This is a genomic window from Candidatus Filomicrobium marinum (genome assembly GCF_000981545.1).
Lineage (GTDB): Bacteria > Pseudomonadota > Alphaproteobacteria > Rhizobiales > Hyphomicrobiaceae > Filomicrobium > Filomicrobium insigne.
The window spans coordinates 3,696,265-3,709,314 of the sequence record NZ_LN829119.1 but is presented as its reverse complement, the minus strand read 5'-3'; the positions used below and the strand labels follow the sequence as shown (position 1 = coordinate 3,709,314).

Genomic DNA, 13,050 nt, shown 5'->3' with positions numbered 1-13,050 from the left:
CCCTGGCCGTCTCCGTGCGGGTGTAATGCGCTAAGAAGCGTTCCTCATCCCCTCAAATTCAAAGTAGGGACCGTCCCAGTAGCACCGATAATTCGCTAGCGTGCTACGGGACGTTCTCAGGTAAGCCGCTGCTTCCGCAGCATCGAGAATGTCGAGGTTCCGGATGTACTGCGGGTCGAGAATGCGCAACTTTGCTCTTCGCACAACTTCCGCTTCAACTTTCAGTACGTTCAAAGACGTACTGAGATATGCATGAAAGCGCCAAGTTTTTTAGGGCGATCTGACCCTAACGACTGGGGGGCGAATTACCCCAATTCTGAAACTGCCGCTTGGCCCACTCCTCCTCAGAATAACCATCCGGAATATCGCGACCAAACTCCTTCCAGAGCGCGGCAGCTATCCGGTTCCTGACCGCTTTCGCACCACGTCGACCTGTATTCGTCGCAGTTTCACGCCACCACTCTCCAAGCGCGAGAAAGAACTCCCGCACTTCATGGTTCGTGGCATCGCCCGTTTCCGGAAGCGGTTCGGAGGCGTAGGCATCTAAGAGCGGAGTCAGCTCTTCTCCGAGCAGCAGTATCTTCCTCTCGTTGTCGATGTCAGGCTCCTCGTCCCCTTTATCGGCTATGTACTCTGCGCTGTCGACTTCCTCTGCGACGACCTCCAAGAGCTCTCGTAATGCCTCCGCGATCCGCTTGGCTTTTCGTTGCCTATCGATGCGCACCGGAACGGATAACACTCTCGCATAAGTGACAGTGGCACCGGCTCTCGCCGATACCGCCCAAGCGCATAACTGCTGTCGCAGCGAGGCTATCTCACCCGCCAGGAAACCCCTGGAGATTGCTTCCGCCAATGGCCCGTCAACAGCACAAATATCGTCTGGGTGCGAAAGTCGCCCTATTGCGTCGGTCTCGGAGTTGGGTAGTAGGACACACCCCCCTGAGGGACCTTGAACGTACCGGCGCGCGTCCTCGGCGAAGAAGCGTTCAGCACGTGATTGCTTAGCTACACGCTCCTTAGGCGGCATCCTCTGCCCCCTTGCGGATCAGCGTGATCTTCCCCTTCGTACCGCTCATAGCGCCGGCGATCGCCCCAGCCGCCGCTTCGGCGGCAGCACGGACAGGATCAGCCGCCAAATGAGCATATCGTTGCGTGGTGGTTGGGCTGCCGTGTCCGAGCAGCGCGCCGATCATGGGAAGGCTTGCACCCCCGCTGACAGCCACGGATGCGAAGCTATGGCGCAAGTCATGGATACGAAGGTCAGGCAGGCCCGCCATCCGACGGATGCCGCGCCAGGGCCGATTCAAGTCAGCCCTCGGCTGATCCGGTACTGATGAGCGGATTACATAAGGGCTATTTATCCTCGGCAAGTCGACAAGGATTTCGAGGGCGGGCGCGGGCAGTACGATATGACGTCTGCCAGTCTTGCTGAACACCGTAAGCAGACCCCGGCTCATGTCGACATCCGCCCATTTAGCATGAAGAATTTCGCGGAGCCGCGCGCCACTGAAAATTAGCAGCCGCAAAGCAGCGGCCGTGTACTGGTCAATGATCGTCGGGGGCACGTTCTTCGGAACGTGCTTAGCCTTTTTACCGGGCCTTGACGGCGGCTCGTAGGGAATCCCCGTTGTCTCGGCTTTACGGATAGCCTCACCCAGCCGAGCAAGCTCCTGCGGAGTGAGGAAGCGTTCGCGCTTCCGCTCCTTGTACGCCTTGATACCCCTCGCTGGATTGGTGCCTTCCCCGACGTGACCTGCGTGGTCAGCAGCCTTGTATATCGAGCCAATGAATTCCAGGCATCGGTTAGCCGTAGTCGGACTAGTCTTACCGATCCGCGTGTGCAGTCGCTTGATTTCATCGCGCGATATTGCGTCAAGCTGGCAAGAGCCAATGGCCGGCCCAACATGCCTCTTCAATAGAGAGCGGTAGTTTCTGATGCTCCCCGGCCGCAGCGTCGCCTGCTCTGGATGATTCTGAGCAATTTCATCCATGGCATCGAGATGTGCGGCAGCGTACTTGGCGAAAGTCGGAACTCTCTTCGCCTTGGCCTTAGCCGTTGCCGGATCGCTGCCCAGCCGCACTTGCGCCAGAAACGTCTTTGCCCGCTCCCTTGCTTCCTCCGGCTTTAGCTCGGCGGTCGTGCCAAGCGTAAGTCTCTTCTTGACGACGCCGCGACCGCCGGCACCGGGACGGTATTCGACGAAGTACGTCATGCGCCCCGTTGGCTCGACGCGCATGGCAAAGCCTGCAAGATCTTCATCATAATACACAACGCGTTTATCGGCCGGCGTAATGCCGGCGAGACCACGCCGCGTGAGCTTCGTCGTTGGCATGAGGCTCCCCCTATTCGTGCGCCACCCGTGCGCCACCGCATCGGATATCACGTGGTATGAATAGAAGCCAAGCTAGACTTAAAATTACTTGTATTCAATTGGATAGGGAGAGATACGGAAACTCTTGGAAACAGCGGAATAGATCAAAAATAAAGCTCATAACCTGAAGGTCGTAGGTTCAAATCCTGCCCCCGCAACCAAAATCACCAAACCAAATCAGCAAGTTAAGAAGCCCGGCCAGCGCCGGGCTTTCTTGCGTTTGGGCATTGGTAGCCACGGCTTGGCGAACGCCTTACTGCGCACCATCCGCAACTGGCTTGAATGGCTCAGCAAGTTGCTGGCCCGCGAACCTTCGCGACATTACACTAACGTGGCTCGAAGACGGCTTTGGGAAGAGAGCCATCACGGACGGAACGTCCAGGCGGGGGGCGACAGAAAAAGGAAGCTCGTCATGGCGAAGGCGGACATCGCAGCGGCAGAAGGCGAGATTCAATAGGCAAAGGGTTCCCATAAGCAGGCACTCGAAGAGGTGGTCACACAGGTTCAAGACTTTATTTCTGCCGGACCAGTTTAGAACCTCTGAGCAATTGATCGAGCCCCAGCAGACTGCGCAACCGGGAACGCTCTTGGTCTTTCTGCAACCCCTGTTCGAAGGCGGTCTCGATAACGTCACCCCAGGCAGCAGTTGCGTTGCTAACGCCTATACCAACAATCATGACAAGCTGGCGCAGCCGGACATCGGATGGGGCGCTGGCTTTTTCTGCATATGGTCGACACGGTCAGCATCGTCCATTCAATGATCCTGCGGCTACAGGCCCTCGTCCTGCCCATCAAAGTTCTCGTGTTCGGCGGACATTGAGGCCTGATAGCACAACGACGCTTGAGCTCATCGCTCTTAGCAAGCTCTGCATTCACGAGGTTGGATCATCGATAAGCGGGTTCGGCTTGCTGAAGGCAATAAGCTTCGCCGCGTCTCCCACGCGGATCATCGGCCCATCAACGGTAACGCCAGCCTCGGCAAGCTCAGCTAAGGCCCGCGACAAGTTCTCCGGCCGCATGCCGAGGCGGCTCGCCAGCGCCCGCTTTTCGAACGGCAACCGAAACGTGCCACAGCCTCCCGACTGGCTCGCTTGGGTGAGAATCCAATTGGCGAGACGTTCGCTGCTGGACCGCAAGCGTACGTTCTTCAACTCTTTAACGATCGTACGGTAGCGGCAAGCAAGCTCGGCCACCGTTGCTCGTGCAAAGCCTGTGTCGCGCTCGAAGACCTCGCGCACAGCCCCGGCTGGTATGAGCACAACCGTCGACGACGACAAGGTGCGAGCCGATTTCAGATAAGGTCCGTCGACAATCACGGCAGCAAGAATGAAAGCAGCTGGCGGCGTCAGGATCGACACCGTCGCCTCACGATCATTATGAGAAGCAAAGAAGGCGATCTGACCGTCGACCAGAACGTGCAAGAAGTCCGGCCTCTCACCTTCGTGGATGAGCACAGTCCCCGTCGGGAAACGTTGCACATATCCAGCTGCGATCAGCGTTCTGAAATTTTCCAGCTCGACGCCGCGAAAGAGCGGTAGTTCGCGGACAATCTCGGAATCCTCGCGGCGCATGCTCTATCGCAGGTGCTCCTATTACGGTCGGTCAACGTTGCCTCGGTCCTGGCCTCGTTGCAACGAGCATCTTGCCTTGATTTTTATCAATCATTGTATTGAACAATATCAATTACAAAATTGCTTTTACATTACTCAGGACACAAAGAAGCGACTAATATTTCTTTTGTCTGCGTAGTTTTTAACAAGTTGATCTCGATCAACGAAAAGCATTTCCCCAAACGTAATTCTTGTCGTGCCGAGTTTTTTTCCGGCGACCTCAAGTGGGGTGCTTGATACATGAATACTCAGCCTACCGTGGATCCTGGCGACCAGAGCAGGGCGCTTTGGCTGTCCACCATTTCCTTCACTGTCTGCTTTGCGGTTTGGACAATTTTCTCAATCATCGGTGTGGGCATAAAGGAAGAGCTGGGACTTAGCGATACCGAGTTCGGCCTACTGGTAGCAACACCTATTCTAACCGGTTCGTTGAGCCGGATATTCCTCGGCATCTGGACAGACCAATACGGCGGCCGCGTCGTATTCACAACGACGATGGTGCTGGGTGCCATTGCGACCTTCCTTTTATCGTACGCGACGACCTACGAGTTGATGCTTTTGGCCGCCCTCGGGGTGGGACTCGCAGGCGGCTCATTTGCCGTCGGCATCGCCTACGTCTCCCGCTGGTATCCGTCGGAAAAGCAGGGGACGGCACTCGGGATCTTCGGCGCCGGCAACGTCGGCGCAGCCGTGACTAAGTTCCTGGCACCTTTTGTGATGGTCGCCTACGGCTGGACCGTGGTGGCTCAAGTGTGGGCCGCAGGGCTGGTGATCATGACCGCCGTCTTCTGGTTCGCAACCAAAGATGACCCGGTACTGCGCGCTCGGCGACAGCGTGGGGAGAGCGCACGCAGCACGCTGTTAGAACTAGATCCACTGAAACGGCTGCAGGTGTGGCGGTTCTCGCTCTATTATTTTTTCGTGTTCGGTGCGTTCGTCGCCTTGGCTCTGTGGCTGCCGCGCTATCTAGTCGGTGTTTACGAACTCGACATCCGGACCGCCGGCATTCTGGCCGCCTTCTATTCTGTGCCGGCGAGTATCTTCCGCGCCTACGGTGGCCACCTTTCGGATCGGATCGGCGCCCGTAAGGTGATGTACTGGACGTTTGGCGTGTCGGCGGTGGTGTGTTTCATGCTGTCCTACCCGAACACCGACTACGTCATTCATGGCATTCGCGGCCCGATCACCTTCTCGACGAGTGTAGGCCTAGTGCCATTCGTGATCCTCGTATTCGTACTGGGCTTCTTCATGAGCCTGGGCAAGGCAGCGGTCTATAAGCACATCCCCGTCTACTATCCCAACCACGTCGGCGCAGTCGGCGGCATGGTCGGACTCGTAGGTGGGCTTGGGGGCTTTATCCTACCGATCATGTTCGGTGTCATGCTTGACCTGACGGGCATATGGACCAGCAGCTTTATGCTACTCTTCGCCATCGCCAGCATCTCGCTCGCGTGGATGCACTTCGCGATCCTTGCGATGGAGCGCAGAGCGCGCGCCCCCGAGCCAGAGATTCTGCCGCAGCTGCCGGAGATGACAGAGATCCATCGGCCGGAGCATCGTGGCGCGCTAGCTGGTGTCATCGAGGATTGGCGACCGGAAGACAAAGAGTTCTGGGAGAGCAAAGGTCGGACCATTGCACGCCGCAACCTTTGGATCTCGATCCCGGCCTTGTTGCTCGCGTTTGCGGTGTGGATGGTATGGAGCGTCGTTGTCGCCAAGTTGCCTGCGATCGGCTTCACCTACTCGACAGATCAGCTCTTCTGGCTAGCAGCTCTGCCGGGCCTTTCCGGCGCGACACTGCGCATATTCTACTCGTTCATGGTGCCGATTTTTGGTGGTCGACTTTGGACATCGCTGTCGACGGCCTCGCTGCTGATCCCGGCGTTCGGCATCGGCTATGCCGTGCAGGACCCGCAAACACCCTACGTCATCTTCCTCGTGCTGGCACTACTCTGCGGTTTCGGCGGTGGCAATTTTGCCTCGTCGATGGCCAACATCAGCTTCTTCTTCCCGAAGGCTGAAAAAGGCAACGCGCTGGCTCTTAATGCCGGCCTCGGCAATGCCGGCGTCAGCGTCATGCAGTTTATTGTGCCGCTCGTGATAACGGCAGGCGTCTTCGGCGCGCTTGGAGGTGAGCCGCAAACACTGTCAGACGGTAAACTGCTCTGGCTGCAAAACGCCGGCTTCATCTGGGTGCCGTTCATTATAGCCTCGGCGATCTTTGCATGGTTCGGCATGAACGACATTGCCGATGCGAAAGCCTCTTTCGCTGAACAGTCGGTAATTTTCCAGCGCAAGCACAATTGGGTGATGTGCTGGCTCTATGTCGGCACCTTCGGCTCGTTCATTGGCTATTCGGCGGGCTTCCCACTCCTCGCAAAGAACCAGTTCCCGGCTGTCGACTCGCTGCAGTACGTCTTCCTTGGCCCGCTGGTCGGTGCTCTCTCCAGGGCAGCCACAGGCTGGGTCTCGGACAAGTATGGCGGCGGCCGAGTGACCTTCTGGGTCTTCATCGTGATGATCGCCGCAGTGGCGGGAGTGCTTTACTTCCTGGGTATCAAAGAAGAGCCGGGCGCGTTCTGGGGCTTCTTCGCAATGTTCCTGATCCTGTTCCTGGCGACGGGCGTCGGCAACGCATCAACCTTCCAAATGATCCCGATCATCATGCGCTCCGAGATCGGGCGCCTGATGCCCGAAAAACCTGCCGAGGAGAGACTGCGTCAAGCGGAGAGGGAAAGCGCAGCCATTATCGGATTCACCTCGGCGATTGCAGCCTATGGGGCCTTCTTCATCCCGAAGGCCTACGGCTCATCGATAGTGATAACCGGCGGCCCGGAGGCGGCACTGTGGGGTTTCATGGCCTTCTATGTGACGTGCGTTCTGGTGACGTGGTGGTTCTACACGCGTCCCGGCGGAATGCTTCATGACATCGAGCGCGGGAAAACGGCCGCTTCCCCACAACCAGCGGAATAATCATTGCGCGGACGTTGGGCAAGACGGCCGAAGCCCGCCATATCGGAGCTACCAGATGAGCCACATTCTCGATCGCCTCACGTTCTTCAACCGCGTCGTCGACGAGTTCTCGGATGGCCACGGCATCACCACCCGTGAGGACCGCACGTGGGAGGACGGCTATCGCAAGCGGTGGGCGCACGACAAGATCGTCCGCTCGACGCATGGGGCGAACTGCACGGGCTCATGTTCGTGGAAGATCTATGTGAAGGGCGGCATAGTTACCTGGGAGACGCAGCAGACAGACTATCCACGCACCCGTCCTGATCTGCCAAACCATGAGCCACGCGGCTGCTCCCGCGGCGCCTCCTACAGCTGGTATCTCTACTCCGGAAATCGCGTCAAATATCCGCTGGTGCGCTCGCGGCTTCTAAAGCTGTGGCGCGAGGAGCGCGCCATTCGCACGCCGGTTGCCGCATGGGCCTCGATCGTCGAAGACCCGACAAAGCGCGCTGCCTATACGAGAAAGCGCGGACTTGGCGGTTTTGTGCGCGCCAGCTGGGATGACGTGACCGAGATCATCGCCGCGGCCAATGCGTATACCGTCAAACGCTATGGCCCGGACCGCATCCTTGGCTTCTCGCCGATCCCGGCAATGTCAATGGTGTCCTATGCGGCGGGTTCGCGCTACCTGTCGCTGCTCGGCGGCGTCGCAATGTCATTCTACGATTGGTACTGCGACCTGCCACCGTCCTCCCCACAGACATGGGGCGAGCAGACGGACGTGCCCGAGAGTGCCGATTGGTACAACGCCGGCTTCCTAATTCTGTGGGGTTCGAACGTCCCGCAGACACGCACCCCCGACGCTCACTTCTACACTGAGGTTCGCTACAAGGGGACGAAGAGCGTCGTCATCTGTCCAGACTATTCCGAAGCCTCGAAATTCGCGGACATGTGGCTCAGCGTGAAGCAGGGGACCGATGCGGCGCTTGCCATGGCCATGGGTCACGTCATCCTCAAAGAGTTCCACGTCGACCGCAAGGTCGCGTACTTCGAGGACTACGCCCGCCGCTACACCGATATGCCAATGCTGGTCCGGCTCGTGAAACGTGACGACCATCTTGTGCCGGACCGCTTTGTACGCGCTAGCGATTTCGCTGAAGAGCTGGGCGAGAAGAATAATTCGGAGTGGAAGACGGTCGCATTTGATGAGACGTCCGGCAATCTGGTTGTACCCAACGGCGCTGTCGGATTCCGATGGGGCGAGAAGGGAAAGTGGAACCTTGAGGAAAGGGCAGCGAGCGCCGAAACCAAGCTGCGCCTCTCACTCGCAGGAATTAGGGATGACATTGCCGCTGTCGCGTTCCCCTACTTCGGCAACATTGAGCACGACCACTTCAACGGCACCGATCACCCGAGCATTCTGCCGCGCAACGTGCCGGTGAAGAAGCTCGTGCTCAAGGACGGCGAGACCTTGGTCGCCTCCGTTTACGACCTCTTCCTCGCCAACTACGGAGTCGACCGCGGTTTCGGCGGCAAGCACGTCGCAAAAAGCTACGACGACAACGAACCCTATACCCCGGCATGGGCCGAGGCGATCACTGGCGTCAGGCGCGACCAGATCATCCAGGTGGCACGCGAGTTCGCGCTGAACGCCGAGAAGACCAACGGCCGGTCTATGGTGATCATAGGTGCTGCGATGAACCATTGGTATCACTCCGACATGAACTATCGCGGCGTCATCAACATGCTGGTCATGTGCGGCTGCGTCGGTCAGTCGGGTGGCGGCTGGTCGCACTACGTCGGGCAGGAGAAGCTGCGCCCGCAGTCAGGCTGGCTGCCACTCGCCTTCGCGCTCGATTGGGCCCGCCCACCGCGTCAGCAGAATTCAACCTCGTGCTTTTATGCCCATACCGATCAGTGGCGATACGAGACGCTTAATGTCGGTGACATTACCTCGCCAACTGCACCGCCTGGCCCATGGGACGGGGCGCTCATTGACTACAACGTCCGCGCCGAGCGCATGGGCTGGCTACCGTCGGCGCCACAGCTGGAAACCAACCCAATCGAGGTCGGCAAAGCGGTGGCGGCATCCGGCAAGGATGCGCCGACTTACGTCGCCGACGCGTTGAAGTCCGGCGCGCTCAAATTGAGCTGTCATGACCCCGACAACCCCAAGAATTGGCCCCGCAATCTTTTCGTCTGGCGCTCGAACCTGCTCGGCTCGTCAGGCAAAGGCCACGAGTACTTCTTGAAGCACCTGCTCGGCACGAGCCATGGCGTGATGGGTAAGGACTTGGGTGAGATGGGTGCGAAAAAGCCCAAAGAGGTGGCTTGGCGCGACGAGGCGCCAGAAGGAAAGCTCGATCTCCTGATCACGCTCGACTTCCGCATGTCGACGACGTGCGTTTACTCCGACATCGTACTACCGACGGCGACTTGGTACGAGAAGAATGATCTCAATACCTCCGACATGCACCCGTTCATTCACCCGCTGACGGGCGCGGTCGATCCGGTGTGGGAAGCAAAGAGCGACTGGGAAATCTACAAGGCGATCGCCAACAAATTCTCCAACGTGGCACCCGAGGTGCTCGGCATTGAGAAGGACGTCGTACTGACCCCAATCATGCACGACACGCCAGCCGAGATTGCACAGGCCACGGACGTGCGCGACTGGCACCGCGGTGAGTGCGAGCCGGTGCCCGGCAAGACCATGCCGACCGTAACGCTTGTCGAGCGCGACTACCCCAACCTCTACAAGCGCTTCACGGCGCTCGGGCCGCTGATGTCCAAAATGGGCAACGGCGGCAAGGGCATGTCGTGGAACACGGAGAACGAGGTGAACTTTTTGAAGCGCCTTAACGGCGAGGTGACGGAAGAGGGCCCGACGAAGGGCCTTGCACGAATTGAGAGCGATATCGATGCCGCCGAGGTAATCCTGTCGCTCGCGCCCGAAACCAACGGCGAAGTAGCGGTCAAGGCTTGGGAAAGCCTATCGAAGGCCACCGGCCGCGATCACACACACCTCGCACTGCCCAAGGAAGATGAAAAGATCCGCTTTCGCGACATCGTCGCCCAGCCGCGCAAGATCATCTCTTCGCCGATCTGGTCGGGGCTCGAGAGCGAGAAGGTTTGCTACAACGCCAGCTACACGAACGTGCATGAGCTGATCCCCTGGCGCACATTGACTGGCCGTCAACAGCTCTACCAAGACCATCTTTGGATGCGAGCATTCGGCGAAGGGTTGTGTGTATACCGCCCCCCAATCGACACGCGAGCCGTCAAACCGGTGCTCGACGCGAAGCCCAACGGCAACAAGACCGTGGTCCTGAACTTCATCACGCCACACCAGAAGTGGGGCATCCACTCGACCTACACCGACAATCTGCTGATGCTGACCTTGAGCCGCGGTGGGCCTATTGTCTGGATCAGCGAAAACGACGCCAAGAAAGCCGCTATCGTCGACAACGACTGGATTGAAGCCTTCAATTCCAATGGCGCCCTCGTGGCACGTGCTGTCGTCTCGCAACGCGTGAAGGACGGCATGTGCCTGATGTACCATGCACAAGAGAAAACCGTGAACGTGCCGGGCTCCGAAATGACCGGCCAGCGTGGCGGCATACACAATTCGGTAACGCGTGCCGTCGTCAAGCCAACGCACATGATCGGCGGCTACGCCCAGCAGAGCTACGGTTTCAATTACTACGGCACGATCGGCACGAACCGCGATGAATTCGTGGTCGTGCGCAAAATGAGCAAGGTGGACTGGCTCGAGCGGCCGAACACCGATGCCCCAGTCGTTACCACTCAATCCCGTGAGGCCGCTGAATGAAAATCCGCGCTCAAATCGCAATGGTGCTGAACCTGGATAAATGCATCGGGTGCCACACCTGCTCTGTTACCTGCAAGAACGTTTGGACGAACCGGGAGGGCATGGAATATGCCTGGTTCAACAACGTCGAGACCAAGCCAGGCATCGGCTATCCCAAGGATTGGGAGAATCAGAAGCGCTGGAACGGCGGCTGGGTGCGCAAGTCGAACGGCAAGCTCCAGCCCAAGATCGGGTCGAAATGGCGGGTACTGGCAAAGATCTTCGCCAACCCCGACTTGCCCGAAATCGATGACTACTACGAGCCATTCACCTTCGACTACGAGCACCTCCAGAAGACGCCGGAACTCGAGGCCTCTCCAACGGCAAGACCGCGCTCGCTGATCACCGGCAAGCGGATGGAAAAGATTGAGTGGGGACCGAACTGGGAGGAGATCCTAGGCGGCGAGTTTTCAAAGCGCTCAGCCGACTACAACTTTGAAGGTGTCCAAAAGGAAATTTACGGACAGTTCGAAAACACCTTTATGATGTACCTGCCGCGGCTGTGCGAACACTGCCTTAATCCGGCGTGTGTCGCAGCCTGCCCATCAGGTGCCATTTACAAGCGCGAAGAGGACGGCATCGTCCTCATCGACCAGGACAAGTGCCGCGGATGGCGCATGTGCGTGTCGGGCTGCCCATACAAGAAGATTTACTTCAACTGGTCGAGCGGCAAATCGGAGAAGTGCATCCTTTGCTATCCGCGCATCGAGGCCGGCCAGCCGACGGTGTGCTCGGAGACCTGCGTCGGGCGCATCCGCTATCTAGGCGTCGTGCTCTATGACGCCGACCGCATTGAGGCGGCTGCAAGCGTCCCGGATGAGAAGGCGCTCTACGAAGCGCAGCTTTCCGTCTTCCTCAATCCGCAGGACCCCGAGATCATCTCGCAGGCACGTGCCGATGGTGTGCCTGAGAGCTGGCTCGAAGCCGCGCGCCGCTCGCCGATCTGGAAGATGGCGATGGAGTGGAAGGTCGCCTTCCCCTTGCATCCGGAGTACCGCACGCTGCCGATGGTTTGGTACGTGCCGCCGCTATCGCCGATCCAGTCCGCGGCGGAGGCAGGCAAGATGGGCTCGGACGGCGAGATGCCGGATGTTCGCTCGCTACGCATTCCTCTGCGTTATCTCGCCAACCTCTTGACGGCTGGTAACGAAGAGCCGGTGGCGCAGGCGCTCGAACGCATGCTCGCCATGCGCTCTTACATGCGCGCGAAGACAATCGATGGCGTCATAGACGACGCAATCGCCAGGCGCGTTGGCCTCAAAGCCAATCAGATCGAGGACATGTATCAGGTGATGGCAATCGCCAACTACGAGGACCGCTTCGTGATCCCGACAACGCACCGCGAGCTAGGGGAGGACACCTACGATTTACGCGGATCGTGCGGCTTTACGTTCGGCGGGGACTGTTCCGATGGACGGACGGCGGACGTCAACATGTTTGGCGGCCGCAACAAGGCGCCCAAGAGAACCACGGAGACCGTGTAATGGCAAAGACCTTCAAAGTTCTCTCGACACTGCTAAGCTATCCGACCGAGGAAATAGTCGCTGCCGCACCGATCATGGCAGGTGTCCTGAAAGAAGAGCGGCTCTTGCGACCACGAGAGATCAAGGCGCTAATACCCCTCGTCGAAGAACTCAGCGCCAGCGATCTTTACGAGCTTCAGGAGCGCTACGTGCTTCTGTTCGATCGTACGCGCTCACTGTCATTACACCTCTTCGAGCACGTACATGGCGAGAGCCGCGACCGCGGTCAGGCCATGGTTGACCTGAAGGCGGTTTACGAGAGAGCTGGCCTGGAGATCAGCTCCAACGAGTTGTCCGACTACCTACCTTTGTTCCTTGAGTTTCTGGCAACACAACCGCTTACCGAAGCGCTCGATTTAGTCGGCCAACCTGCGCACATCTTTGCCGCGCTTGCAGAACGATTGAGGCGGCGCAAATCGATCTACACGGCGGTTTTCGATGTGCTCGCCAAGCTGGCGAAGGCTGATCCGAGGTCGGCGGAAGTACGTCAGCTCGTCGGCGAACCGGAGATCGATCCCAATGATCTGGAGTCGCTGGATGCCGCCTGGCAGGACGAGGAAGTACGATTCGGTCCGTCCGCGGATGCGCAATGCGGCGGCGATCGGTTGATCCCGAAGCTCCGCGCCGGAAGCCGGCCAGCGCCGGGCATGGAGGTTGTCCAGCCGCAGCCTCGCACCATAATCACCCACTCCGGTTCCCGGAGCATCTAAAGGAGCCGCTGC

General features: G+C 58.7%; 7 protein-coding genes and 1 pseudogene. 5 read left to right on the top strand and 3 right to left on the bottom strand.

What is annotated here, in order from left to right:
• Positions 1-286: 286 nt before the first annotated feature.
• Both YBN1229_RS18775 and YBN1229_RS17305 read right to left on the bottom strand, forming a co-directional pair.
• The gene (locus YBN1229_RS18775; protein WP_152025035.1) at positions 287-667 is read right to left on the bottom strand and encodes a hypothetical protein; all 381 of its coding nucleotides are present in this window, start codon (positions 665-667) and stop codon (positions 287-289) included.
• A gap of 349 nt (positions 668-1,016) precedes the next feature.
• Positions 1,017-2,333 (bottom strand): tyrosine-type recombinase/integrase, encoded by a 1,317-nt coding sequence (locus YBN1229_RS17305; RefSeq protein WP_046479437.1) that lies wholly within the window; start codon positions 2,331-2,333, stop codon positions 1,017-1,019.
• 529 nt (positions 2,334-2,862) lie between these two features.
• On the opposite strand from YBN1229_RS17305, the pseudogene YBN1229_RS19220 reads away from it, so the two are divergent.
• Positions 2,863-3,192, top strand: a pseudogene (locus YBN1229_RS19220) (HlyD family secretion protein); the annotation flags it as partial.
• Positions 3,193-3,244: 52 nt separating this feature from the next.
• Here the strand turns inward: YBN1229_RS19220 and YBN1229_RS17300 are convergent.
• Positions 3,245-3,943, bottom strand: coding sequence for a cyclic nucleotide-binding domain-containing protein (locus tag YBN1229_RS17300; RefSeq protein ID WP_046479435.1), 699 nt, complete (start codon positions 3,941-3,943; stop codon positions 3,245-3,247).
• 279 nt (positions 3,944-4,222) lie between these two features.
• On the opposite strand from YBN1229_RS17300, the gene YBN1229_RS17295 reads away from it, so the two are divergent.
• Genes YBN1229_RS17295 through narJ form a run of 4 tightly spaced genes read left to right on the top strand, consistent with a single transcriptional unit; the run spans position 4,223 to position 13,038 of the window.
• The gene (locus tag YBN1229_RS17295) at positions 4,223-6,955 is read left to right on the top strand and encodes a nitrate/nitrite transporter (protein ID WP_046479434.1); all 2,733 of its coding nucleotides are present in this window, start codon (positions 4,223-4,225) and stop codon (positions 6,953-6,955) included.
• Positions 6,956-7,010: 55 nt separating this feature from the next.
• On the top strand, positions 7,011-10,766 hold the full coding sequence (locus YBN1229_RS17290) for a nitrate reductase subunit alpha (RefSeq protein WP_046479433.1): 3,756 nt from the start codon (positions 7,011-7,013) through the stop codon (positions 10,764-10,766).
• Complete coding sequence (gene narH / locus YBN1229_RS17285) at positions 10,763-12,289, top strand: nitrate reductase subunit beta (protein ID WP_046479432.1); 1,527 nt, start codon at positions 10,763-10,765, stop codon at positions 12,287-12,289. The genes YBN1229_RS17290 and narH overlap by 4 nt, the downstream gene beginning before the upstream one ends.
• Positions 12,289-13,038 carry a nitrate reductase molybdenum cofactor assembly chaperone gene (narJ, locus tag YBN1229_RS17280; protein ID WP_046479431.1) on the top strand — a complete coding sequence of 250 codons (750 nt, stop codon included), beginning with the start codon at positions 12,289-12,291 and terminating at the stop codon, positions 13,036-13,038. The genes narH and narJ overlap by 1 nt, the downstream gene beginning before the upstream one ends.
• Positions 13,039-13,050: the final 12 nt, after the last annotated feature.